This is a genomic window from Mycolicibacterium sp. P4_G11 (assembly GCF_056555145.1).
The window spans coordinates 378,849-402,860 of the sequence record NZ_JBFUJW010000002.1 but is presented as its reverse complement, the minus strand read 5'-3'; the positions used below and the strand labels follow the sequence as shown (position 1 = coordinate 402,860).

General features: G+C 67.1%; 25 protein-coding genes, 1 tRNA gene and 1 other RNA gene. 16 read left to right on the top strand and 11 right to left on the bottom strand.

The annotated features are described in order from the left end of the window. Positions 1–219 precede the first annotated feature (219 nt). Together AC1U2B_RS05585 and AC1U2B_RS05580 are read right to left on the bottom strand one after the other, a co-directional pair. Positions 220–1,806 (bottom strand): PE-PPE domain-containing protein, encoded by a 1,587-nt coding sequence (locus tag AC1U2B_RS05585; protein ID WP_480215989.1) that lies wholly within the window; start codon positions 1,804–1,806, stop codon positions 220–222. A 141-nt stretch (positions 1,807–1,947) separates the two neighbouring features. Further along, positions 1,948–2,439: a lipoprotein LpqH gene (locus tag AC1U2B_RS05580; RefSeq protein ID WP_480215988.1), complete on the bottom strand. Its 492-nt coding sequence runs from the start codon at positions 2,437–2,439 to the stop codon at positions 1,948–1,950. A 181-nt stretch (positions 2,440–2,620) separates the two neighbouring features. Here AC1U2B_RS05580 and tgt point away from each other — a divergent pair, with 181 nt between their 5' ends. From tgt to AC1U2B_RS05560, 4 genes are all read left to right on the top strand, one after another. Then, positions 2,621–3,847 carry a tRNA guanosine(34) transglycosylase Tgt gene (gene tgt / locus AC1U2B_RS05575; protein WP_043402852.1) on the top strand — a complete coding sequence of 409 codons (1,227 nt, stop codon included), beginning with the start codon at positions 2,621–2,623 and terminating at the stop codon, positions 3,845–3,847. Positions 3,848–3,888: 41 nt separating this feature from the next. Then, positions 3,889–5,118, top strand: coding sequence for a cytochrome P450 (locus AC1U2B_RS05570; RefSeq protein WP_480215987.1), 1,230 nt, complete (start codon positions 3,889–3,891; stop codon positions 5,116–5,118). A 20-nt stretch (positions 5,119–5,138) separates the two neighbouring features. Next, the gene (locus AC1U2B_RS05565) at positions 5,139–5,978 is read left to right on the top strand and encodes an SDR family NAD(P)-dependent oxidoreductase (RefSeq protein WP_480215986.1); all 840 of its coding nucleotides are present in this window, start codon (positions 5,139–5,141) and stop codon (positions 5,976–5,978) included. Between the two features lie 85 nt (positions 5,979–6,063). Continuing rightward, positions 6,064–7,335: an HNH endonuclease signature motif containing protein gene (locus tag AC1U2B_RS05560; protein ID WP_480215985.1), complete on the top strand. Its 1,272-nt coding sequence runs from the start codon at positions 6,064–6,066 to the stop codon at positions 7,333–7,335. On the opposite strand, the gene gluQRS is transcribed toward AC1U2B_RS05560, so the two are convergent. Continuing rightward, the gene (gluQRS, locus tag AC1U2B_RS05555) at positions 7,332–8,207 is read right to left on the bottom strand and encodes a tRNA glutamyl-Q(34) synthetase GluQRS (RefSeq protein WP_480215984.1); all 876 of its coding nucleotides are present in this window, start codon (positions 8,205–8,207) and stop codon (positions 7,332–7,334) included. The genes AC1U2B_RS05560 and gluQRS overlap by 4 nt on opposite strands. A gap of 58 nt (positions 8,208–8,265) precedes the next feature. Here gluQRS and AC1U2B_RS05550 point away from each other — a divergent pair, with 58 nt between their 5' ends. Both AC1U2B_RS05550 and ligD read left to right on the top strand, forming a co-directional pair. After that, on the top strand, positions 8,266–9,315 hold the full coding sequence (locus tag AC1U2B_RS05550) for an ATP-dependent DNA ligase (RefSeq protein ID WP_480216073.1): 1,050 nt from the start codon (positions 8,266–8,268) through the stop codon (positions 9,313–9,315). Continuing rightward, a complete protein-coding gene (gene ligD, locus AC1U2B_RS05545; protein WP_480215983.1) occupies positions 9,315–10,334 on the top strand; it encodes a non-homologous end-joining DNA ligase in 1,020 nt (339 codons plus the stop codon). Before AC1U2B_RS05550 ends, ligD begins: the two co-directional genes overlap by 1 nt. Here the strand turns inward: ligD and AC1U2B_RS05540 are convergent. Then, entirely contained in the window at positions 10,326–10,472 is a 147-nt protein-coding gene (locus AC1U2B_RS05540) for a hypothetical protein (RefSeq protein WP_260935637.1), read from the bottom strand. The genes ligD and AC1U2B_RS05540 overlap by 9 nt on opposite strands. 216 nt (positions 10,473–10,688) lie before the next feature. Between AC1U2B_RS05540 and AC1U2B_RS05535 the strand changes: the two genes are divergently transcribed. Continuing rightward, on the top strand, positions 10,689–11,369 hold the full coding sequence (locus tag AC1U2B_RS05535) for a GAP family protein (protein WP_480215982.1): 681 nt from the start codon (positions 10,689–10,691) through the stop codon (positions 11,367–11,369). After that, complete coding sequence (locus AC1U2B_RS05530) at positions 11,341–11,505, top strand: hypothetical protein (protein WP_480215981.1); 165 nt, start codon at positions 11,341–11,343, stop codon at positions 11,503–11,505. Before AC1U2B_RS05535 ends, AC1U2B_RS05530 begins: the two co-directional genes overlap by 29 nt. 120 nt (positions 11,506–11,625) lie before the next feature. Here AC1U2B_RS05530 and cspE read toward each other — a convergent pair whose 3' ends face one another. Continuing rightward, positions 11,626–11,829: a transcription antiterminator/RNA stability regulator CspE gene (cspE, locus tag AC1U2B_RS05525; protein WP_043402873.1), complete on the bottom strand. Its 204-nt coding sequence runs from the start codon at positions 11,827–11,829 to the stop codon at positions 11,626–11,628. Positions 11,830–12,024: 195 nt separating this feature from the next. On the opposite strand from cspE, the gene AC1U2B_RS05520 reads away from it, so the two are divergent. Genes AC1U2B_RS05520 through AC1U2B_RS05500 form a run of 5 tightly spaced genes read left to right on the top strand, consistent with a single transcriptional unit; the run spans position 12,025 to position 17,982 of the window. Next, positions 12,025–13,542, top strand: coding sequence for an ABC transporter substrate-binding protein (locus AC1U2B_RS05520; protein WP_480215980.1), 1,518 nt, complete (start codon positions 12,025–12,027; stop codon positions 13,540–13,542). After that, entirely contained in the window at positions 13,539–14,489 is a 951-nt protein-coding gene (locus tag AC1U2B_RS05515) for an ABC transporter permease (RefSeq protein WP_480215979.1), read from the top strand. Before AC1U2B_RS05520 ends, AC1U2B_RS05515 begins: the two co-directional genes overlap by 4 nt. Next, positions 14,486–15,325, top strand: a complete 840-nt coding sequence (locus tag AC1U2B_RS05510) for an ABC transporter permease (RefSeq protein ID WP_480215978.1) — start codon at positions 14,486–14,488, stop codon at positions 15,323–15,325. The genes AC1U2B_RS05515 and AC1U2B_RS05510 overlap by 4 nt, the downstream gene beginning before the upstream one ends. After that, on the top strand, positions 15,322–16,917 hold the full coding sequence (locus AC1U2B_RS05505; RefSeq protein ID WP_480215977.1) for a dipeptide ABC transporter ATP-binding protein: 1,596 nt from the start codon (positions 15,322–15,324) through the stop codon (positions 16,915–16,917). The genes AC1U2B_RS05510 and AC1U2B_RS05505 overlap by 4 nt, the downstream gene beginning before the upstream one ends. Positions 16,918–16,938: 21 nt before the next feature. Next, positions 16,939–17,982, top strand: a complete 1,044-nt coding sequence (locus AC1U2B_RS05500) for a zinc-binding dehydrogenase (RefSeq protein ID WP_480215976.1) — start codon at positions 16,939–16,941, stop codon at positions 17,980–17,982. Between the two features lie 3 nt (positions 17,983–17,985). Here AC1U2B_RS05500 and AC1U2B_RS05495 read toward each other — a convergent pair whose 3' ends face one another. Then, positions 17,986–18,423, bottom strand: coding sequence for a DUF3887 domain-containing protein (locus AC1U2B_RS05495; protein ID WP_480215975.1), 438 nt, complete (start codon positions 18,421–18,423; stop codon positions 17,986–17,988). 105 nt (positions 18,424–18,528) lie between these two features. Here AC1U2B_RS05495 and AC1U2B_RS05490 point away from each other — a divergent pair, with 105 nt between their 5' ends. Next, positions 18,529–19,749, top strand: a complete 1,221-nt coding sequence (locus tag AC1U2B_RS05490; RefSeq protein ID WP_480215974.1) for an oxygenase MpaB family protein — start codon at positions 18,529–18,531, stop codon at positions 19,747–19,749. 3 nt (positions 19,750–19,752) lie between these two features. Here AC1U2B_RS05490 and AC1U2B_RS05485 read toward each other — a convergent pair whose 3' ends face one another. From AC1U2B_RS05485 to AC1U2B_RS05470, 4 genes are all read right to left on the bottom strand, one after another. After that, positions 19,753–20,016, bottom strand: coding sequence for a hypothetical protein (locus tag AC1U2B_RS05485; RefSeq protein WP_480215973.1), 264 nt, complete (start codon positions 20,014–20,016; stop codon positions 19,753–19,755). 243 nt (positions 20,017–20,259) lie between these two features. Beyond that, on the bottom strand, positions 20,260–21,270 hold the full coding sequence (locus AC1U2B_RS05480) for a S1C family serine protease (protein ID WP_260935689.1): 1,011 nt from the start codon (positions 21,268–21,270) through the stop codon (positions 20,260–20,262). Positions 21,271–21,315: 45 nt separating this feature from the next. Then, the gene (gene lucA / locus AC1U2B_RS05475; RefSeq protein WP_480215972.1) at positions 21,316–22,041 is read right to left on the bottom strand and encodes a lipid uptake coordinator LucA; all 726 of its coding nucleotides are present in this window, start codon (positions 22,039–22,041) and stop codon (positions 21,316–21,318) included. 38 nt (positions 22,042–22,079) lie between these two features. After that, a tRNA-Ser gene (locus AC1U2B_RS05470) sits at positions 22,080–22,165 on the bottom strand. 68 nt (positions 22,166–22,233) lie between these two features. On the opposite strand from AC1U2B_RS05470, the gene ffs reads away from it, so the two are divergent. Further along, positions 22,234–22,330: signal recognition particle sRNA small type (gene ffs, locus AC1U2B_RS05465), an RNA gene on the top strand. Positions 22,331–22,358: 28 nt separating this feature from the next. Beyond that, complete coding sequence (locus AC1U2B_RS05460) at positions 22,359–23,633, top strand: aspartate aminotransferase type Ic (RefSeq protein WP_480215971.1); 1,275 nt, start codon at positions 22,359–22,361, stop codon at positions 23,631–23,633. A gap of 76 nt (positions 23,634–23,709) precedes the next feature. Here the strand turns inward: AC1U2B_RS05460 and AC1U2B_RS05455 are convergent, their stop codons facing one another. Further along, positions 23,710–23,988 carry a ribosomal protein L7/L12 gene (locus tag AC1U2B_RS05455; RefSeq protein ID WP_260935698.1) on the bottom strand — a complete coding sequence of 93 codons (279 nt, stop codon included), beginning with the start codon at positions 23,986–23,988 and terminating at the stop codon, positions 23,710–23,712. Positions 23,989–24,012: the final 24 nt, after the last annotated feature.

The following is a 24,012-nucleotide window of genomic DNA, read 5'->3' as shown; positions in this document are numbered from 1 at the left end:
CTCCCTGACCAATGTAGGGCTCACGCCTTGCGCCTCTCGCGACGTGATCTACCTGCGGCAGCGCCGCAAGCACTGCGGAAATCGTAATTCAAGACCAATGGTATGTAAAGTGTTTCCTTGGCGGTTGCTGAGAGTCAGATCAGCGCCGCCGAACGTGCGGGCAGATCGCGGTTGGCGGGGGATCGCGATCTGTTCGCACCGTCGATTTCGGGCACTGCGTCAGGCCGCCGCCGACTTCTCCGAGCGCGCGGCAGCCTTGGACCCGCCGCCCTTCGGACTCGTCTTCGGTGTGTCCTTGCCATCGTTGTCGGATGATGTCGCCGGCTTCGGGTCGTCGGCGTCCTTCTTCGACGTGTTCTTCGTTTTCTTCGGCTTGGTCGGTTTCACCGGCGGTGCGTCGGGGTCGGTCTTCGGCTTGGTGGACTTGACCGGCGGAGTATCCGAATCTGCCTGCGGCTTGGGTGATTTCACCTGTGGCTCATCCGAAGTGGCGGGCTTCTGGTCGGTGTCGGTGTTCGGTGTCGAGACGGGGGACTGCGGCTGCTCCGTCTTGACGTCGGCCTTCAAGTCGGCCTTCACGTCGGTCTTCAGATCCGTCTTCTCGTCGGTCTTCGTGTCCGTCTTGGTGTCTGTCTTCTCGTCGGCCTTCGTGTTCGCCGTCGGCTTGTCCTCGGCCGTCGCTGCCACCGGCGCCAGGGCCGCCGGCTTCTTGGCGGAGACGTCCAGCGGCGTGACCGGCGGCGAGCTCGCCGGTGTGGCGGCCAGGCCCGGCAGGTGTAGTTGGGACTGGATATCGGTGACGAAGTTGTTGGCGCCTTCCTGCAGCGCGCCGGGAATCGCGTTGATCGTCTCGATGATCTTCGACAGGGGAGTGAACAACGAGAACGGCGTCTTCTTCGCCGGATTCAGGTTCTCGCGGTCGGTGTATCCCATGTCGACCAGCACCCGCAGCAGCGGCTCGACGGCGTCCAGCAGCGGTTTGACCAACGGCGTCAACCCGATGGCGCCGGCGCCGATGCGCAGGGGCACCAACAGCGGCAGGTCGGGATTGTTGATGAAGACGTAGGTGTCCGTCCCGCCCGCACCGTTGTCGGGCACGACCGTGATGATCGCGGGCGTGGTGCCCGGGATGTACGAGTCGTAGTACGCGTCCGGGTGGGCGTACATGACGCCGAGCAGGCTGTTGGCCAACGAGAGTGGGTTGAAGTAGGCCGGGAAATCGGCGTACGGGTCGTATTCCCGGGTGTAGAACGTGGTGTCGTATGGCGATGGCGCGGCCGGGCCCTGGTTGTTGACGATGAACGGCACGTTGATGCCCGGGAAGCGTTCGAAGATGCCGCCGTTGCCGGCGAAGGGCGAGCCGATCATCACGAACGACAGCTGTGACGGCGCGGGGCCGGTGCCGTTGGCCAGTAGCCGGCGTTTGGCCCACTCGGCGCCCAGACTGCCTTCCGAATAGCCCGCCACGATCAACTGCTCACCGGGTCGAGAGGTGATGGCGTTGTACACCTTCGGCCCGGAGACGGTGGTGCTCGTCGACAGCTGGATGGACGCCGGGTAGTTGATCGGCAGGTAGGTGTAGCCGGACGGCACCACGGTGTGATTGAGCTTGGCCGGGATGTTGGCCGATGTGGGGTCGCCGCGTCCGCCGATGCCGATCACGGTGTTCATCAGGCCGACGACGAAGCTCGACGTGATGTTGGTGGCCGGACTCATCAGCAGCGCGCAGCACAGCGCGACCAACAGGAAGACGCGCGGCACTCCGCGCACGGCAGGACTGGTGGTCGGCCATATCTGGACTGACATCGACGCTCCCCCGACTAGGCGTGAACCGGACGCTACTCCCGGGACCAGGGCTTTAGACGGGAATTTGCAACTTCCCCCCGGAACGCAGAACGGGTGGTGTTCCGGCGAACCGGAACACCACCCGTGCTGTGCGGGTACCTGCTAGGGGCAGGTCACCTCGATCTCGAAGGGCTTCTTGGTGGGCTCCATCGGGTTGGCCATGTCGACACCGGTTGCGGTGCCGCTGATCTTGTAGGTCTTGCCGTCCTTGGTGGCCTTGGCTTCGCCGCCCGGGACACCGTCGGTGTAGCCGAGGGTGACGCCGCCGACGCTGCCCAGGCCGACGGTCTTGACGACCGGCGGGTCGGCGTCGGTCAGGGTGACGCCCAGGCCGCCCGAAGCGTTGCCGATGGCGATGACCACGTTGCCGGCTGCCGTGGTGCAGCCGATCTGGCCCTGGACGTCCTGGGCCTTGCCGTCGATGCTGACCTTCGCGGTGCCGGAGCCTGCACTGGAGTTGCCAGCGGCCGATGAAGCCGAAGCCGAAGCGGTGGCCGAGGAACCGGTCGACTTCTTGTCATCCTTGGAACAGCCGGTCAGGCCGGCGGCCAGAACCGCGGCACCTGCGACCGCGACAACCAAACCACGTTTCATAACTTGTGCTCCTTTGTAATGCGAACCGTCCCGAACGGCGGGTCATCCAGTGCATTATGGGGTTCGCCAAGCGACTGTTCATGGTATTCACAGAAAATCCCTATAACCGTCCTGACCTGTTTGTTTCCGCGTCGTTAGCCGGCATTCGGGTGTCGGGCCGGGGAATTGATTGAATACAGCGGTGAATCAGCAGTTCTTCGAGGTCACCGCACAGCTGCCGGGCCGGCGTGGCCGTGCCGGGGTGATCCACACCCCGCACGGTGATATCCAGACCCCGGCATTCATTGCCGTCGGCACCGCGGCCACGGTCAAGGGCGTCCTGCCGGAGACCATGAAAGAACTTGGGGCGCAGGCTCTTCTGGCCAACGCCTACCATCTGTACCTGCAGCCCGGTCCCGATGTGGTGGACGAGGCAGGTGGTCTCGGCGCCTTCATGAACTGGCCCGGTCCGACGTTCACCGACAGCGGCGGCTTTCAGGTGATGTCACTCGGCGTGGGTTTCAAGAAAGTGCTGGCCATGGACACGGCCCGTCTGCAGGCCGACGACATCATCGCCGAAGGCAAGGAACGACTGGCGCACGTCGACGAGGACGGGGTGACGTTCCGCTCGCACCTCAATGGCGACAAGCATCGCTTCACGCCTGAGGTGTCGATCGGCATTCAGCACCAACTGGGCGCGGACATCATCTTCGCCTTCGACGAGCTGACCACCCTGGTGAATACCCGTGCCTACCAAGAACGTTCGGTGGAACGCACCCACCGGTGGGCGGTGCGTTGCCTGGCCGAACACCGTCGCTTGAGCATCGAACGCGCGGGCAAACCGGCTCAGGCGCTGTTCGGCGTGGTGCAGGGGGCGCAGTACGAGGACCTGCGCCGGCAGGCCACCAAGGGGCTCGTCGGGATTGTCGACGAGGACGGGCATGGCTTCGACGGCTACGGCATCGGTGGCGCCCTGGAGAAGCAGAATCTGGCGACGATCGTCGGCTGGGTCACCGACGAACTGCCCGACGACAAGCCCCGGCATCTGCTCGGCATCAGTGAGCCCGACGATCTGTTCGCCGCCATCGAGGCCGGTGCCGACACCTTCGACTGCGTGTCGCCGTCGCGGGTTGCCCGAAACGCCGCGATGTACTCGGCGACCGGCCGCTTCAACGTCACCAACGCCCGGTTCAAACGCGACTTCAATCCCATTGACGCCGAATGTGATTGCTATACCTGCGCCAACTACACCCGCGCGTATCTGCACCATCTGTTCAAGGCCAAGGAGATTCTGGCGTCCACGCTGGGCACGATCCACAACGAGCGGTTCATCATCCGGCTCATCGACCAGATTCGCGCCGCGATCGGTGCGGGGGAATTCGACGAGCTGCGGGACCACGTGCTGGGCCGCTATTACGGCACCAAATAGCGAGCCACCTGCACCGACGCGGACTCGTGGACAATGGCGGGATGACTGGTGCACCCGGAGTGATCGACCCGCAAACACTGCTCCTCGGGTTGATGGATCCGGGCAATCGGGCGGACCCGTACCCGCTGTACGAACGATTCCTGGACTGCGGCCCGCTGGCGATGCCCGACGCGAATCTCGTGGTGTTTCCGGGCTTCGCCGACTGCGACGAGGTGCTGCGGCACCCGGCTTCGGCCAACGACCGGTTGAAGTCGACGGTGTCGCAGAAGCAGATCGCCGCCGGCCAGCGGCAGGCCCGGCCGTTCGGCGAACCGGGCTTCCTGTTCCTCGATCCGCCGGATCACACCCGGCTGCGCGGGCTGGCGCAGAAGGCGTTCGCGCCGAAGGTGATCAAGGCACTCGAGGCCGACATCGTGACGATGGTGGACGGGCTGCTCGAGGGCGCGACGGGCACGATCGATGTGGTGGCCGACTTGGCTTATCCGCTGCCGGTCGCGGTGATATGCCGGCTGCTCGGGGTACCGATGGCGGACGAGCCACTGTTCAGCCGGGCGTCGGCGCTACTGGCGGGCGGGCTGGACCCCTTCGTTGCGGTGAACGACGAGACGGCCGACGACACCGCCGACCTGATGGAGGCCGGTCTCTGGCTGCGTGGGTATCTGCGCGACCTCATCGAGGAACGGCGTAGCTCGCCCGGGGAGGACCTGATCTCGGCGCTGATCGCCGCCGAAGAGGACGGCGACCAGCTGACCTCCGAAGAGATCGTGGCGACCTGCAATCTGCTGCTGATCGCCGGGCACGAGACGACGGTGAACCTGATCGCCAACGCGGCGCTGGCCATGCTGCGGCACCCGCAGCACTGGGCGGCGTTGGCGGCGGATTCCTCGCGGGCGTCGGCGATCGTCGAGGAGACGCTGCGTTTCGATCCTCCGGTGCAGCTGACCAGCCGCGTCGCCGTCGAGGACATTCAGATCGGCGACGTCGAGGTGCCGAAGGGCGACATCATGATGCTGCTGCTGGCTGCCGCGCAACGCGATCCGCGCATGTACGACCGGCCCGGCGAATTCGACCCGGACCGCGGGGTGATCAAGCATCTCGCCTTCGGTAAAGGTCCGCACTTCTGTCTCGGTGCGCCGTTGGCCCGGCTGGAGGCGACTGTCGCGCTGTCGGCGCTGGCGGCCCGATTCCCGCACGCGCAGTTGGCGGGTGAGCCCGTCTACAAGCCCAACCTGACCCTGCGGGGCCTGGCCACGCTGCCGGTCTCCGTCTGATCCCGGCTACCCTCGCGCGTATGCCTTCAGTTCTCGTCACCGGTGCCGGACGTGGCATCGGGCTGGCCATCACCCAGCACCTCGCCGCGACCGGATGGGACGTCATCGCCGGGGTGCGCTCCAAGTCGGACGCCGCCGCTGTCGTGGCGCTGGCCCCGCAGCGGATCTCGGCCGTGATCCTCGACGTCACTTCCGACGATGACGTCGAAGCACTGGCGGCGGCCCTGCCGGACCGGCTGGACGCGGTGGTGAACAACGCGGGCATCGTGGTCGCCGGTCCTGTGGAGACGCTGACGCCCGCGGACTGGCGGAAACAGTTGGACGTCAACGTGGTTGGTCAGTTCGCCGTGACCGCGGCGGTGCTGCCCAAATTGCGGGAGTCCCGCGGCCGGGTGGTGTTCATCTCCAGTGTCAACGGCCAGCTGTCGTCGCCGATGCTGGGTGCCTACGCAGCGTCGAAGTTCGCGTTGGAGGCGGGCGCCGAAGCACTGCGAATCGAACTGCGGCCCTGGGACGTTCCTGTGGTGGTCGTGGAACCCGCGCAGACCGATACGGACATGTGGCGCAAGGCCGACGACATGGTCGTCGAGTTGGAGGCAGCGACCTCGCCCGCGCACCGCGCCCTGTACAGCGGGCACATCGCCGGCATGAAGAAGATGGTGCCGCTGTCGCAGAAGATGGCGGTCGACCCGGCGAAAGTCGTTGCGGTGGTGGAGGAAGCGCTCACCGCTCGGCGGCCCAAGGCGCGGTACATCGTCGGATTGGGACCCAAGCTTCAGGCGGCGCTGATGACGAATATCCCCGCATCAGTGCGAGGGTTCCTGCTGGCCAAGGTCTTCGGAGTGCCGCGGCGGGTTTAGGCGCCTGGCTGTGCCGAGCTCCGAGCTTTTTGCCCGGCAAATTTTGGGGTCCAAAATTGTCGTACCCTTCTGCTTTGATGGTGTCATGTCCACCGCTGCAACGGCTTTCGATGTTGAGGCATCGCCGTGTGAGCGTATCGATGCGTTCTTCGATGAGATCGGTGAGCTGACCGGGCAGCGCAACGCGATCGACGCGCGGCTGGTGGAGATTGCGGCCGAGATCGACCGTGATGGGTTGTGGGGCGCCACCGGAGCCCGGTCGCTCACGTCACTGGTGGCGTGGAAAACGGGTGTGTCGCCGCGTAATGCGGAGGTCCTGGTGGCGGTCGCGCACCGCATCGAGGAGTTCCCGCGGTGCGCTGAGGCGATGCGCGAGGGTCGGTTGTCGTTGGATCAGGTCGGGGTGGTCGCCGAACACGCGGCGGACGGTTCTGATGAGCACTATGCCCAGTTCGCCGAAAGTGCCACCGTCACCCAGCTGCGTAAGGCCGTGAAGCTCGAGCCGCGCCCGGAGCCCGAGTCGGAGTCGAAGCCCGAACCCGAGCGGTCGATCAAGAAGACCACCCACGATGACGGGTCGACGACGTACACGATCCGGTTGCCGAAGCTGGAAGCGGCGAAGTTCGATGCCGCGCTGGCCTCGCACCAGGATGCGTTGGTCGCGGACTGGAAACGCGACCACGCGGACGCCGGGGAAGCCGACGGGGCAGTGTCGGAGGCGGCGCCGCCGTTCCCGAACCAGGTGGACGGGTTCATGAGCCTGGTCGAAGCCGGCTGGGACACCGACGTCGCACGCCGGCCGCACGGGCAGCACACCACCGTCGTGGTGCATGTGGACCTCGAACAGCGCTCGGCCGCTCTGCATGTGGGGTCGGTGCTCACCGACGAGGAACGTCGACTGTTGTTGTGCGATGCGACATGCGAGGTGTGGCTCGAGAAGCACGGGCAGCCGATCGGCGCCGGACGCAGCACCCGCACCATCAGCCGCCGGCTGCGCCGGGCCTTGGAGCATCGCGACCGCTGCTGTGTGGTTCCCGGCTGCGGAGCCACCCGCGGCTTGCATGCCCACCACGTCATTCATTGGGAGGACGGCGGCGTCACCGAAATGCACAACCTGGTGCTGGTGTGTCCCTACCATCACCGGTTGCACCACCGAGGTGGCATCACCATCACCGGGCCCGCCGACCGACTCGTCGTCAGCGACGCAGCCGGACGGCCCTTGAGCAACCGATCACTGGCCCGGCCACCCACCACACCGCCGCCCGATGTGCCGCCGTGCCCAGGCCCCACCGGGGAACGCGCCCAATGGTGGTGGTACCAACCATTCGAACCACCACCAACACCGTCAACCAACTAGGGCTGGAAAATCCACGCGTCGCGCGGTAGTTGGCTTGGATCGAACTCGGCCAGCATGCCGTCGAGAGTCGTCGCGGTGTAGCCCAGCGACGCCGCGATCTGTGCCAACGCGGATTCCGCGCCGATTTCCGAAACCGTCACCGCGCCATCGCGTTTGGCCAGCCTCTTACCGTCGGCGTTGAGTACCAAAGGGACGTGCGCGTAGACGGGCTGCGAATACCCCAGCAGCGCAGCCAGATACGCCTGCCGCGGGGACGATGGCAGCAGATCGTCGCCGCGTACCACCTGGTCGATGCCCTGGGCGGCGTCGTCGACCACGACGGCCAGGTTGTAGGCCGGTACGTTGTCGCCGCGGCGCAGCACGAAATCGTCGACCACGCCGGTGTACGAGCCGTGCAGCAGATCGGTGACGGTGTATTCGTCTGTGTCCGAACGCAATCGGATGGCCGGTGGTCGGCCTGCGGCGCGGCGCTGGGCGCGTTCGTCGTCGCTGAGATCGCGGCAGGTGCCCGGGTACGCGCCTTCGGGGGCATGCGGTGCCCGCGGCGCCTGCAGGATGTCCTTTCGGCTGCAGAAACATTCGAAGGTCAAGCCGCGTTCCGTCAGCTCGTCGACGACGGCGAGGTAGCGGGCCTCGTGCGAGGCCTGGTACTCGGGGAGCTCGTCCCACGTCAGTCCGACGGCCGCTAGATCGTCCAGTTGCCGCTGTGCCACCTCGGGGAACGTGCGGTCATCCAGGTCCTCCACCCGGACCAGGAACCGCCGACCCGTCGATCGCGCGAACAACCACGCCAACACCGCAGTGCGCACGTTGCCGATGTGCAGATCGGCGGACGGGCTGGGCGCGAAGCGGCCGGCGGAGGAATGGGGCACGACCGCAATGTAACGCGCCGCGCGATGAGATTGCTCGCCCGCGCTGGTCTACGTGAGTATGGAGACCGTGGACTTACCCGTGCAGCCACCGATAGACCCCATGCTGGCCAAGGCCGCCGTGAAAGTGCCGGACGAGGCCGGGCTGTGGTCCTACGAACCCAAATGGGACGGGTTCCGCGCCCTGGTGTTCCGTGACGGCGACGAGGTGGTGCTGCAATCGCGCAACGGAAAAGAGCTGGGCCGGTACTTCCCTGAGCTGCTGGCGGCGCTGCGGGACGAGATCGCGCCGCGCTGCGTGCTCGACGGCGAAGTGGTGGTGCCGCGGGAGATCAACGGCCGCATCCGGCTCGATTGGGAATCGTTGAGCCAGCGCATCCATCCCGCGGCCAGCCGGGTGCAGATGCTGGCCGAACAGACGCCCGCCCACTTCATCGGATTCGACGCGCTGGCTGACGGTGACCGCAGTCTGCTGGCCGAGCCGTTCCGCGTCCGCCGGGCCGCGTTGCAGGATCTGGTGAGTGAGAAGCAGTGGTGCCATGTCACGCGGACGACCGAGGATCCTGAGCAGGGCGCACATTGGCTGACCACATTCGAGGGGGCCGGGCTCGACGGTGTGATCGCCAAACGCCTCGACGGTGCTTACCTGCCGGGCAAGCGGGAGATGGTCAAGGTCAAGCACGCCCGCGATGCAGACTGTGTGGCGATCGGCTATCGCATTCACAAGAGTGGCGAGGGCATCGGGTCGATCCTGCTGGGCCTCTACAGCGACGGAAACCTCCATATGGTCGGTGGCGCAGCATCATTCAGCGTCAAAGACCGCATCGCGCTGCTGGCCGAGCTGGAGCCGCTGGCCACCGGTGACGCGCAGGACGGCGAGCCGAGCCGCTGGAATTCGGCCGCCGACAAGACCTGGATTCCGATCCGCCCAGAGAAGGTGTGCGAGGTGGCGTACGACCAGATGGAGGGAAACACCGTGCATGGCAGACGATTCCGGCACACGGTGAAGTTCCGGCGCTGGCGCCCGGACCGGGACCCGGAGAGTTGTACCTTCGACCAGCTCGACGTGCCGCTGAACTACGACCTGTACGACGTCCTGGAGAAGAACTGATGGCAAGCGCCGCAGAAGAACTCGATGTCGACGGCGTCGCCGTCCGGTTGACCAGCCCCGACAAGGTGTACTTCCCGCAGTTGGGCAGCAAGGGCACCAAGCGCACGATGGTTGACTACTACCTGGCCGTCGCCGACCGGATGGTGACGTTGCTGCGGGACCGGCCCACCCACTTGCAACGCTTCCCGGACGGCATCGAGGGTGAAGAGATCTACCAAAAGCGGGTTCCGGTAAAGCATCCCGAGTATCTCGAGACCTGCACGGTGACCTTCCCGTCAGGCCGCACCGCTGACGCGCTGAAGGTGACGCACCCGTCGGCCATCATCTGGGCCGCGCAGATGGGCACCATCACGCTGCATCCGTGGCAGGTGCGCTGTCCGGACGTCGAGCATCCCGACGAGCTGCGGATCGACCTCGATCCGCAGCCGGGCACCGGATTCAAGGAGGCGAGGGAGATCGCAACCGGTGTGCTCAAACCGATCCTCGACGAACTCGGCCTGGCCGGTTATCCCAAGACTTCAGGCGGTCGAGGCGTCCACGTCTTCGTCCGGATCAAGCCGGACTGGGACTTCATCGCGGTGCGCCGGGCCGGTATCGCGCTGGCCCGTGAAGTGGAGCGGCGCGCGCCCGACGCGGTGACGACGTCATGGTGGAAGGAAGAGCGCGGCGAGCGGCTGTTCATCGACTACAACCAGAACGCCCGGGACCGGACCTTCGCCTCGGCGTACTCGGTGCGCAAGACTCCGATCGCCACGGTATCGACGCCACTGTCCTGGGCCGAGCTCGCCGACGCCGATCCCGACGACTACACCATGGCCACCGTGCCGAGTCTGCTTGCGCAGCGCGATGATCCGTGGGCCGGCATCGACGACGTCGCGCACTCCCTGGGGCCGCTGCTCCAGATGGTGCAGGCCGACGAGGACCGGGGACTGGGTGATCTGCCGTACCCGCCGAACTACCCCAAGATGCCGGGGGAGCCGAAGCGGGTGCAGCCGAGTAAGGACCGGGACCTACGGTGAGCAGGTGTGCGCCGCGCCCTGCGGGCTGGGCAGTGCCTGCAGATCGTCGGTGCCGCAGCCGAGTGCCGTTGTCGAGATCAGAAACGCCAGCACAGCGAGGTAACGGAGTGGCTTTCCGCGCAGCGAGCGGGTATTCACCTGGTGTCCTGATGAGTCGCTGACGCAGACTGAAATATTTTGCTGTCGTCGCACGATGACACCTCCTCAGCGTGAATATCACCTAGTAACTGGCAACCTACCGGCCAGTGCCTTTTGGTAGCCAGAAATGACCGAATAAGTTCGCTGAGATCGTACATCGACGCATATTGACGATCGTGCGGGCTCGGGGGCGATCCACTGGGTAGATTGCTGCCCATGACTGGAAGCTGGGGCACCGTGTTGACCGGGCTCGTTCCGCTCGGACTGGTGGTGGCGCTGTCGCCCATCACCGTCATCCCGGCGGTGTTGGTCCTGCAGGCCCCGCGGCCCCGGCCGACGGGACTGGCGTTCCTCGCCGGCTGGACGGTCGGCTTGGCGGCGGTGATCGCGGTGTGCGTCCAGGCCTCGCACATGCTCAGCGACGTGCACAAGTCGCCACCGAGTTGGGCGTCATGGTTGCGAGTCGTGCTGGGTGCCGGGCTCATCGTCTTCGGCGTCTATCGCTGGTTCACGCGCGGCAACAGTTCCGATTCGCCGGGCTGGATGAAGAAGGTCGCGACCGTCACCCCGGCGCGGGCGGCGGCGATGGGTGTGGCGCTGGTGGTGGTGCGCCCGGATGTCGTATTGATCTGTGTGCCAGCCGGATTGGCGATCGGCACTGCAGGGCTGGGCCTCGAGGGTGACTGGTTGGCGGCGGCCTTCTTCGTGATCGTCGCCGCATCGACAGTGGCGATTCCGACCCTGGCCTACGCGATTGCCGGTGCTCGGCTCGACGACACGATGCGACGGCTCAAAGACTGGATGGAGAAGAACAACGCCGCGTTGATGGCCGTGATCATGGTCGTCATCGGCGCGATGGTGCTCCACAATGGTGCGCGTGCGCTCGGGTGGCTCTAGCCAGACAGGCACAACGTTCGGCTTGGTGCTGTCCGAGGTGATCGTGCTGCCGCGCGGGAGCATTCCGCGGACGGCCAGCGGCAAGCGGCAGCGCGCCCGGGTCAAGCAGCAGTACCTGGCCGGAGAGCTCCGCTAGGTACGCCATCGGACGGATGTCCAGGTCAGCAACCTGGACATCCGTACGACAGTGTCAAGAAAGACTTTTGAGGGCTGGTGCGAAGCGTTCCGCACCAGCCCACTGAGCGTTGCAGCTCAGTTAGACCGCGGTGACTCCGGTCGCAGCCGGGCCCTTGCTGCCCTGGCCGACCTCGAACTCGACCCGCTGGCCCTCATCGAGGGTGCGGAAACCGTTGCTCTTGATCTCCGAGTAATGGACGAACAGATCCTTGGACCCGTCGTCGGGAGTGATGAAGCCGAAGCCCTTCTCACTGTTGAACCATTTCACAGTTCCCTGTGGCATATACCAACTTCTCTCATGTAGAGCGGATGTTAGGAAGAAACATCCGCTCGGCATCGTAGCTCAGTGGGCTACCTCTCTGCACCCTGAACAGCGCATATCGCTGACCAAGTGTGAACTGGTTCGTCGGTGGGTATGGGGTACGCAGGAGTGCGCCGGCCTCCGCTGCATGCCGGCCCCGGCCCGGAAGTGACGGACATGCGACTGGTAGCGGCCGTGCTCGCCGCCGTTTGCGTCCTCGCTGGGGCGTCCTGTGCGCCCGCGCACCGCGTTGACCTGGGCCGGGACGCGGGCTACCTGATCGCTGCGATCTCCGGCGAACCCGACCAGCTCGACCCCCACAAGACCAGCGCGTACTTCTCCTTCGAGGTCCTCGAGAACGTCTTCGACACCCTGGTGGAACCGGACGCCGAGCTGATCATGCGGCCCGCTCTGGCGCAGTCGTGGATCACCTCGCCTGATCAGTTGTCGTGGACGTTCCGTTTGCGGCCCGGCGTGACGTTCCACGACGGCAGCCCGCTCACCGCGTCGGATGTCGTCTACTCGTACCGCCGGATCATCGACGGCAAGCTGGCCAACGCCGACAAGCTCAGCGCGGTCACCGACGTCACCGCGACGGATGACCACACGGTCCGGATCGTCGTGGCCCACCCGACACCGAACCTGCTGACCAATCTCGGCGGTTTCAAGGGCGTGGCCATCGTGCAGCGCCGCAACGTGGAGGACGGGCAGATCGCGAGCCACCCGATCGGCACCGGACCATTCGCCTTCGCCGGCCAGCGCAGCGGCGATGCGATCACGTTGCGCGCAAATCCGCGCTACTGGGCCGGCGCCCCGCGAATTCCGGGCGTGACGTTCCGCTTCATCAGCGAGCCGTCCACGGCGCTGGCGGCGCTGCAGGCCGGCGAGATCGACTGGACCGATGCGGTGCCCCCGCAGCGGGTCGCTCAGCTGCGGGGCGACGATTCGATCCACCTCGCGGTGACGCCGAGCAACGACTACTGGTACCTGGCGCTCAACGAGGCCCGGCCGCAATGGCAGGACGTGCGCGTGCGGCAGGCCGTCGCGTACGCCATCGACCGGGCGTCGATCGTGCAGGCCACCAGTTACGGTGCGGCGCAGGCCAATCAGCTGGCGATTCCGCGGGGCAACCCGTGGTACACGCCCTACGACCGGTATCGCTACGACATCGACCACGCCAAACAACTGCTGGCGCAGGCCGGCTCGGCGCCGACGGCCATGGACCTGCTGGTCACCAGTGAGTACCCGCAGACCGTGACCGCCGCCCAGGTGATCGCCGACAACCTTGCGCCGCTGGGTATCCGGGTCACCATCCGCACCGTGGACTTCGGCACGTGGCTCGACGAACAACACACCGGGCACTTCGACATGTTGATGATGGGCTGGCTCGGCAACATCGACCCCGACGATTTCTACTACGCGCAGCACCACACCGGCGGTGCCAGTAACGCCCAGAAATTCTCCGACCCGCGCGTCGACGCGCTGCTGGACGCCGGCCGCACCGAGGCCGACCAGCGCGCGCGGCACCAGGATTACGCGCAGGCCGCCACGCTCATCGCGGACCAGGTCAGTTACCTCTACCTGTACAACCCGGCGGTGGTGCAGGCGTGGTCACCGAAGCTCACCGGGTACGAGGCCAGGCGTGACAAGGCAATTCGGTTCCGGGACGCGGTGCTCGGCGGTGGCCGGCCATGATCATCCTGCGGTTCCTGGCCCGTCGGCTCGTCTACTCGCTGGTGGTTCTGGTGGGTGTGCTGATCGTGGTGTTCGCCCTGGCGCATCTGGTTCCCGGCGACCCGGTGCGGATTGCTCTGGGGACGAGGTACACGCCCGAGGCGTATGACGCGCTGCGCCACGCGAGCGGTCTGGACCGGCCGCTACCCGCCCAGTTCGTCAGCTACCTCGGGCACGCCGCGACGGGGAATCTCGGCGTCAGCTTCCGCAGCGGCGACCCGGTGGCTCAGGTGCTGTCCGAGCGGTTGCCGGCCACCGTGTCGCTGGCCGTCGTCGGCATCGCGGTGGCGCTGGTGATCGCGCTGCCCGCCGGTATCTACGCCGCCACGCGCGAGGGGCGGCTCAGCGATGTGATCGTCCGGGTCATCAGCCAATTCGGGGTGTCCATCCCGGACTTCTGGCTGGGCATCCTGCTCATCTCGCTGTTCTCCACGACCTTGGGCTGGCTGCCGACGTCGGGCTACCGGCCGCTGTTCGACGACCCTGCCGGCTGGTTGCGCCACGTGATCTTGCCGGGCCTGACCGTGGGTCTGGTGGCCGCTGCGATCATGACCCGCTACGTCCGCTCCGCGGTGCTGGAGGTGTCCGCGATGGGCTATGTCCGGACGGCGCGCTCGAAAGGCCTGCCGCCGCGGGTGGTCACGCTGCGGCACGTCGTGCGCAATGCCTTGGTGCCGATCCTCACCATCACCGGTATCCAGCTGGCGACGATCCTCGGCGGTGTCATCGTCGTCGAGGTGGTGTTCGCCTGGCCGGGGTTGGGCCGGTTGGTCTACCTCTCGGTGGCCGCGCGCGACTATCCCGTGATCCAGGGCGCGGTGCTGCTGATCGCGGTCCTGTTCCTGACGGTCAACCTGGTGGTGGATGCGCTGTACGCCCTTGTCGATCCGCGGATTCGGCTCTCATGAGACTGCCCGCCAATCCCGTCACGGTGCTCAGCGCCGCTGTCGTGGTCGCCGCCGTGGCCATCGCGCTGGGCGCCAACTGGCTGGTGCCGTACGGCATCAACGACGTCGACGTTCCGCACGCGCTGCGGCCACCGAGCGGCGCGCACTGGTTCGGCACGGACGAACTGGGGCGCGATGTGTTGTCCCGGGTCCTGACGGGGCTGCAGGCGTCGATGACGGTCGCGGTGGTCAGCGTGGCATGTGCGGCCGTGGTCGGCACCGCGTTGGGCGTCGCCGCCGGGTACCGCGGTGGGTGGCCCGACACCGTGGTGATGCGGGTCGTCGACGTGATGTTCGCGTTCCCGGTGCTGCTGCTGGCCATGGCGATCGTCGCGGTGCTCGGGCCGGGCCTGGCCACGACGATCGCCGCGATCAGCGTCGTCTACGTGCCGATCTTCGCGCGGGTGGCGCGGGCCAGCACGCTGGCGGTACGGGAGGAGCCGTACGTGGCGGTGTCGAGGACCATGGGCACCGGCACGGGCTACATCCTGGCCCGGCATGTGCTGCCGAACATCACCGGCCCTCTCGTCGTCCAGACCTCGCTGTCGCTGGCGTTCGCCATCTTGTCCGAAGCCGCGTTGTCCTTCCTGGGGCTGGGCATCCAGCCGCCGCAGCCGTCACTGGGCCGCATGATCTTCGATTCGCAGGGCTTCGTCACGCTGGCGTGGTGGATGGCGGTGTTCCCCGGGGCGGCCATCGTCGTCATCGTGCTGGCCTGCAACCTGCTCGGAGACGGGCTGCGCGACGTGCTCGATCCCAAGCAGCGCACCATGATCGAAGCGCGGCGGCGGTCATGAGTGTGCTGTCGGTCGACAACTTGTCCGTGCGGATCGGGCGTCGTGAGATCGTGCGCGGGGTCTCGCTGGGAGTCGAGCCCGAGCAGACTCTCGGCATCGTCGGCGAATCGGGTTCCGGGAAGTCGACGACGGTGCTGGCCGCCACCGGACTGCTCGACGCGCCGGGTGCGGTCGTCGCCGGCTCGAGTGTCCTTGCCGGACAACAGGAACTCGTCGGCGCTTCGGCGCGGACGTTGCGTCGCGTGCACGGCGGACGGATCGGTTTCGTCTTCCAGGATCCGGGCACCTCGCTGAATCCGCTGCTGACCGTCGAACGGCAGATCACCGAATCGCTCGAGACGCATCGGCAGCTGACCCGTCGCCGGGCCCGCGTGCGCGCGCTGGAACTGCTGGAAGCCGTGGGCCTACCCGACGTCCAGCACCGGTTACGCAACTATCCGCATCAACTCTCCGGAGGTCAGCGCCAGCGGGTGATGATCGCGATCGCCCTGGCCTGCGACCCGGAGCTGCTGATCGCCGACGAGCCGACGACAGCCCTGGACGTCACGACCCAGGCGCAGATCATCGCCCTGGTGCGGGACCTGCAGCGCGAGTTCGGTACCGCTGTGGTGTGGATCAGTCACGACCTCGGGGTGATCGGCGAAGTCGCGGACACCGTCACCGTGCTGCGCGGTGGCGAGGCTGTCGAACAGGCGCCGGTCGACTCGATCTTCGACGCGCCGCGGCAGTCCTATACCTGCGAATTACTCGATGCCAGACCGGTTTTGGGGCACCCCATCCGCACCGTACCGGACACCGCGACGCTGCTCGACGTCTCCGATCTGGACGTCAAGTTCTCCGTGAGCACGCCGACCGGCCCGATGGTGATCCACGCGGTCAAGGACGTGTCGTTCCAGATTCGGCGGGGGACGACGCTGGGTCTGGTGGGGGAGTCGGGTTCGGGGAAGTCGACCGTGGCAGCGGCGCTGACCGGTCTGCTCAAACCCGAAGGCGGCCGAGCGCTGCTGGACGGCACCGACGTGTTGACGGTCAAACGCCGGGACCGCAAGGCCGTACGCCGCCGCATCGGCCTGGTCTTCCAGGACTCGTTCTCGTCGCTGAATCCCCTTATCCCGGTGGGTGTTTCGATCGCCGAGCCGTTGGCGGGACCGGCCAAGGGGCGGCAGGTGCGGGTGCGTGAGCTGCTGGACTCCGTCGAGCTGCCGGCCGACTACGCGGCGCGGTATCCGCACGAGCTGTCCGGCGGCGAGCGTCAGCGCGTCAACATCGCCCGGGCGCTGGCCGCGGCGCCCGAGTTGTTGATCCTCGACGAAGCCACGGCGTCGCTCGATGTGTCGGTGCAGGCCAAGGTGCTGGATCTGCTGACCAGGCTGCAGCACGAACGTGGCCTGACCTACCTGTTCATCGGTCACGACCTGGCGGTGATCGAGCGGATGAGCCATGACGTCCTGGTGCTGCGCGGGGGTGAATCGGTCGAATATCGCGCTGCCGCAGAGCTGTTCGCGCATCCGGAACACGACTACACCCGCACGTTGCTCGCTGCCGTGCCACCGGCTCGTCCGACGCGCGGGGGTGCCTGCCCGGCGCCGTGACGGGCGGGGCACGATGGCCTGATGCGTGCGGTGATCTTCGAGCAATTCGGCGGGCCGGTGGACGTCCGGACCGTCGCGGACCCGGCGCCGTCGCCCGGTGGCGTGGTGGTGCAGGTGCATGCGACCGGGTTGTGCCGCAGCGACTGGCATGCCTGGGCCGGGCACGATGACGGCGTCGCACTCCCGCACGTACCCGGACATGAACTGGTCGGGGAAGTGGTCGCGGTGGGCGCCGACGTCCGGCGCTGGCACGTCGGTGATCGGGTCACCACGCCGTTCGTGTGTGGCTGCGGCCGCTGCGAATGGTGCGACGGTGGTCAGGCGCAGGTGTGCCCTGACCAGACCCAGCCGGGTTTCACCCATTGGGGCTCATTCGGCGAATACGTGGCCCTGCACGCGGCGGACACGAATCTCGTTGCCGTGTCGGAAGATATCGACGACGCCGCGGCAGCGGCGCTGGGGTGCCGGTTCGCCACCGCGTACCGCGCACTGCGGGCCCGTGCCGACGTCCGGCCCGGAGAGTGGGTCACGGTGATCGGCGTCGGCGGTGTGGGGCTGAGTGCCGTCCAGGTGGCAGCCGCCGCCGGCGCCAACGTCATCGCCGTCGACCGCACGCCAGCCGCGCTGGAACTGGCACGCAGTCTGGGCGCCACCGAAACCGTGCTCGCCAACGGCGCCGACGTGGCCACGGCGGTGCACGACATCACCGGTGGCGGCAGCCACGTCGCGGTCGACGCGGTGGGCACCGTGGGGACGTGTGCCGACGCGATACACAGCCTGCGCAGGCAGGGGCGCCACGTCCAGGTGGGCCTGCTACCCAACGTCGACGGGCATCCGCAGGTGCCCATGGACCGCGTAATCGCCTGGGAATTGGACGTTTTGGGCTCACACGGCATGGCGAGCGCCGACTACCCCGAGATGCTGCACCTGGTTGCCGCGGGCACGCTGCGCCCGCAGACCCTGGTCGAGCGGGTGGTGGGGCTGGCCGAAGGCGCGCGCCTGCTGCCTGAGTTCGGTGCCGCGAGCCCCGTCGGAGTCACGCTGATCGACCCGCGCCTGCCCTGACGGTCAGGGGACCGGCACGCCTTCCCGGAGGAAGTAGACGCCCGCGATGGTGCCGTCGGGGTGAATCTTGACCCGGAACTGGCCGGGCATGCGATCCATCTGCAGCGGGATGTTCACCACGGTGAGGTCGCCGCGGGGTGTGTCCTCGGGACCGCCGTGGGACTGGTATGCCCCGAACGTGCGCTGGTAGCTGTCCCACACCTGTTGTAATGCCTTGACCGACAGCTTCTTTTGCAGCTCCGGGTCGAACCGGGCGCTGACCGCGGCGTAGTTGCCGGCCGCGATGTCGTCGATGGTCGTCATCGCCACCTGATCGGGGGCGTCCGCCGCCGTGGCGGCCGGCGCCGCGCCGACTGCGACGCCGGCGCCGATTCCGAGCGCCGTGATCGCAGCTGCCAGTGTGTTCCGACCCTGATGCTTGGACTGTTCTCCCCGCCACATGAGGGCCAGCCTATGCGCTCGCATCCGTTTCGCCATTGACGAGACCCCGGGTACCGCCTACTTTTGACTACATACGTTGTCAATGATGACCAGGAGTTGAGCCCGATGTCCCTGCCGATCCCGGCACGCCATCCCGACCGGCCGCAACCGGTACCCGCGGCGATCAGTTCGTTCGCCACCATGCTGGCCATCGGGAAACCCGATTCGGCGGGGTGGCAGCGGCTGGGTGAGCGTCTCAACGCCGGCGACGAGCCCATGGATTCATTGGTCGCCTGGATGTCGGAGACGGGGACGAAGCAGCTGCGGCCGTTGTTCGACCGCGCCCTTGCCGACGGTATCGCCAGCGTGCCGGAGGCGCCGGAGCCGTTGCGTCAGTTCTTCGAATCGATCGAGGCCACGCCCGATTGGGTTGACCACGAAGCACTGCGGATCGGGCAGCGGGCGCTGCGTCGTGGCGGCGCCGACGGCATGTACATCGCGCGGGATGTGGCACTGCTGGGCGGCTACCAGTTCTCCGGGTTCAACCAGACCCTGCTGCGGACCGGAGCCCTGGAGAAGGGCTCCAACCAGCGGTTCGCCGAGACCATGCAATGGGCGCTCGACGTGATCGCTGCCGGTGGGCTGGACAAGTTCGGTTCGGGGTACCGGTCCACGATCCGTGTCCGGTTCGTCCATGCCATGGTGCGCCGGCACGTGCAGGCGCTGCCGGATTGGCGCGCCGAGCAGTGGGGACTGCCGGTCAATCAGACCGACATGGCGGCCACGCTGGTCGGTGCGCTGATCGCGCCGACCCTCGGTGGCCTGGCCATGGGCATCGTGGCCACGCCCGCCGAGTTGAGCAGCATCGCTCACCTCACCCGGTACGTGGGCTGGCTGATGGGTGTGCAGGACGAATGGCTGCCGCGGTCCTTCCGCGACAGCGTGCGCATCCTCTATCACACGTCCACGGCGCTGGCGGTCTCCGACGAGACCACCAAACAACTGTCGGTACCGATGGCGCGCGACCCGCTGAGCTGGCATTACCGCGGTGCGGCAGGCCTTCGCCGGCGGCTGGCCTGGGCGCAGCACCTGTCGGTGACGACGGCCTTCCTGGGGCCCCGGGTGATGCGCACGCTGGGGCTGCCGGCCTACATGCCGCCGTGGTATCCGTTGCTCCGCATCCCCGTCAACGGCGTCCGCAGCATCGCGGCGCTGGTCCTGCCGGGCGGTTCGGACCGCGCTGCCGACCGTGGATCGCGTGAGCAGAAAGCGCTGCTGCACACCATGACCGGCGAGGACCACGCCAGCATCGGGGCGTCCGCGTCCCACCTGCGCGGGGTGGCTTGAGCGCTACGTCAGCGGCGCGACGGTGGCGACGTAGGCCGGCTCGACAGGAGCCGGGTCGCGCCAGGCATGGCTGCCGGACATCAACGTAACGGTGAACGCTTCCAGGACGCCGACCACGACGACGGGCCACATCGCTCCGGCCAGCACGCTGGTGAGGGCTTGGTGGTCCGGCCGTTCGTCGTTGCTGAATCGGCGGCCGAGGAGATAGGTCGCCAGTGTCACAACAGCCCAAATCGCTGTGTACGCCTCCACGTAGAGGTGGACCACTTGGCTACTCCCTTTGACCGGGTAACCGCCGCGTGAACAGCTGTGACCGAAGGCTCATTCCGTCTCTGATGTCGCCAATCTAACCCTCGATGCGGCCCCCGCCAAGGGCTTCACTGGCCACCGGAACGCCATTACGGGACGCCGCGGAGCAGTGGCAAATTGTCATACGGGTAAGTACCCGGTTAACACCTGTAGCCAGCTACTTTGACGAGCTAGTCGAAATTGTTGCCAGAAAATTGCGTGTCAGGACGTCAGCGTGGTCTTGGCGGTGTGCTGCTGGCCCGCGCGGTCGATCCAGAACAGTTCGACGACGTCACCCGCGTAGTGCCGGTCCAGCACGCTGGTGAGCGCGCCGGCCGAGCTGACGGTGACGGCGTCGATGCTCACCAGCACGTCGCCCGGAACCATCCCGGCGATTTGCGCGGGCCCGCCGCTGATCACGTCGCGGATCAGCACGCCGGGCAGCTGCGAGTGCTCATCGGTGCCGCCCACCCCGACACCGAGCAGCGTCGGCTGCCCGATGTGAATGTTGTTCGACGCCGTACCCGCCCGGATCTGCGCGGCTGTCGCCAGCGCCTCGTTGATCGGGATCGCGAAGCCCTCGCCGCCCGGGCCCATGCGGAAGTTCAGCGTCGCCGCGACCGTCATCCCGACCACCCGGCCGTCGGTGGAGACCAAGGGGCCGCCCGAATCACCGGCCCGGACCGGGGCCGCGAACTGGATCAGGCCCGTCACCTGCTCAGAACTGCCTGTGAGCTCATCTCTCGCGGTGATGGTGCGGTTCAGCCCGATGATGTGGCCGGCTTCGTGAGTCAGTGAGCTGCCGCTGCCGTCGGCGTTACCCAGCGCCACGACCTCGTCGCCGACAGCCAACGTCGACGAGTCGCCCAGCGAGGCCACCGGCAGGTCGGCTGCGCCGCGCAACTGCAGCACGGCGATGTCGCGGTGCCGGTCGTAGCCGACCAGATCCGCGCGGAACGGTCGCCCGCCGACGGTCGCGGTCACCTTGTCGGCACCCTGCACGACGTGGAAATTCGTCAGCAGCGCGCCGTTGGAATCCAGCACGAAGCCGGTCCCGGCGCCGATGGCGTGCTGGTAGTTGATGACGGTGTCGACGCGTGCGGTCGCGGGTTCGACGGTGTCGGCCGCGGACGGGTCAGCGTGGGAGAGCGGGGCAAGGCTGATGGTGGCCATGGCAACAGCTGCCGCGGTGACCGCGGTGCCGAACCGACCGCAGAAGCGGAACCCGCCCATGTGCTGTCCTCCGGACTGCGAGGTGATGGCCCTGAAGGTAGGCCCTTAGGCTCCGCGCCCGAACAAGCCGGAACCCTTGCCGGAGCGACGGTTGCGCAGCTTACCGGCGGGGGCGTCATCAGTCGCCTTTTCGTCAGCCTCGTCCTCGTTGGTGTCGGCGGTCTCTTCGCCGGACGTCTTGGCGGCTTCATCGGACTCGGCTTCGTCGGCGTTACCGGCGTCGTCGCTCTCTGCTGCCTCGGCCGCGTCTTCGTCGGCCTCGGCGGTGGTCTCTTCGCCGGCCTCGTCGTCCTTGCCGCGGCCGCGGCGCGTGCCCTCTTTGACCTTCAGCGGCGCCGGGGGCGGCGGCGGCAGTTCGGCGACAAACGCCAGGTAGAACGCCAGGGCGGCGAGCAGGGCCAGGCCGGCCGCGCCGCCGTAGATACCGAACAGCCAGGTGCCGGCCTGATCCAGGGTCAGCCAGATCTCGCTGATGGCAGCGCCGATGATCAGGACGCCGGCCACGATGTGCAGGACGATCGACCAGGTGCGCAAGGACTGCGCCAACTCGGGGGTGGCGTACTCGGGCAGGGCGGTGCGCTGGCGGGTGAACAGGACCGGCAGTGCCGACAACGCGACGAGCAGGCCGCACACGATGCGCATCGAGGTGCCGAGGCTGTGCGACCAGTCGCCCGTCAGCTCATTCCAGCGAGGCAGTGCGAAGAAGAAGTACAACAGCCCGGCGAGCACCAGGAACGACGCGTGCCAAAGGATCGCTACCGGCCGCCGCATGCACCTGCTGATCAGCTGGTCGCACCCCGGACCGAGTGCGGAGGATAGGGGATTTGAACCCCTGAGGGCTGTTAACCCAACCCGCGTTCCAGGCGAGCGCCATAGGCCACTAGGCGAATCCTCCGTCGACAAGGGTACCCGACCCGAATCCGACGCCCTACCGGCGTGCCACTGGGTGGGTACTACACTCATGGCCGGACCCCGCGCGGCGTCCATCCTGTGAACTCCCCCAGGGCCGGAAGGCAGCAAGGGTCAATGGGCTCTGGCGGGTGCGCGGGGTCCCCTATGTTTTCGCGATCTGATGCGAAAGGCGCGCCGTGTCGTTTCTGTCCCTCGGCCGTGACGAATTGCAGGCTCAGCACGATCTGCAACAGCGCAATTACGCCGAACTGCAGGCCCGCAACCTGACGCTCGACCTGACCCGCGGTAAGCCGGCGGCGGAGCAGCTCGACCTGTCGAACGCGATGCTGAGCCTGCCCGGCGAGGACTACCGGTCCGCCGACGGTGTCGACACCCGCAACTACGGCGGCCTCCATGGTCTGCCCGAGCTGCGGGCCATCTTCGGTGAACTGCTCGGCCTGCCGGTGTCGAACCTGATCGCCGGCAACAACGCCAGCCTGGAGCTGATGCACGACGTCATCGTGTTCTCGCTGCTGTACGGCGGCGTCGACTCGCCGCGGCCGTGGGTCCAGGAACCCGTGCTGAAATTCCTGTGCCCGTCGCCCGGGTACGACCGGCACTTCGCGATCACCGAGAGCTTCGGCATCGAGATGATCCCCGTGCCGATGCTCGAGGACGGCCCCGACGTCGACCTCATCGAGGAACTGGTCGCGGCCGACCCGGCGATCAAGGGCATGTGGTGCGTCCCGGTCTTCGGCAACCCGACTGGCGTCACCTATTCCTGGGAGGTCACCCGGCGCCTGGTGCAGATGCAAACGGCGGCACCGGATTTCCGGCTGTTCTGGGACAACGCCTACGCCGTGCACACGCTGACACACGATTCGGTACCGAACATCGACGTCGTCGGCCTGGCCGCCACCGCGGGCAACCCGAACCGGCCGTACGTGTTCGCCTCGACGTCCAAGATCACCTTCGCCGGCGCCGGGGTCAGCTTCTTCGGCGGCTCGCTCGGCAACATCGCGTGGTACCTGCAGCACGCCGAGAAGAAGACCATCGGCCCGGACAAGATCAACCAGCTGCGGCATGTCCGGTTCTTCGGCGACGCCGACGGCGTGCGCCTGCACATGCAGCGCCACCAGGCGCTGATGGCGCCGAAGTTCGCGGCGGTCGCCGAGATTCTCGACGACCGGCTCAGCGAGTCGAAGATCGCATCGTGGACCGACCCCAAGGGCGGCTACTTCGTCAGCCTGGATGTGTGGCCGGGCACCGCGAAGCGGACCGTGGCCCTGGCCAAGGACGCCGGTATCGCGGTGACCGCGGCCGGCGCGTCGTTCCCGTACAAGAAGGACCCGGAGGACAAGAACATCCGGATCGCACCGACCTTCCCGTCACTGCCCGACCTGCGGGTCGCCATCGACGGGCTGGCGACGTGCGCGCTGCTGGCTGCGACCGAGGTGCTGCTGAAGGACTAGGTCAGCCCTTGCGTTGACCCTGCATCCAGGGCGCATTTGTGCGAGTGGGGTGCGCCACCACGTCAGGGTCAGCCGGCTATAGCCGGTCGACGACGTCCTTCGCTTCTTTCAGGCCCATCCCGGTCTCCTCGCGCAGACGTTTGATGGCCTGGATCTTCTGCCCGGAGGCCGCCAGCCGCCAGACTTCCTGGCTGACCCCCGCGCCTCCGGACGGCTGCGGTCCGGCCGGCGGAGGCGGACTCACGCTGCCGCCGTGGCCGGCACGTTCCAAGGTCGCGACCCGGCGCTCCAGATCGGCGATCCGGTTCAGCAGATCGTCGTACGAAACATCGCCAGAGCGTCCGAAGAGTGCCATGCCGGCCAGTGTGGCCGATCGCAT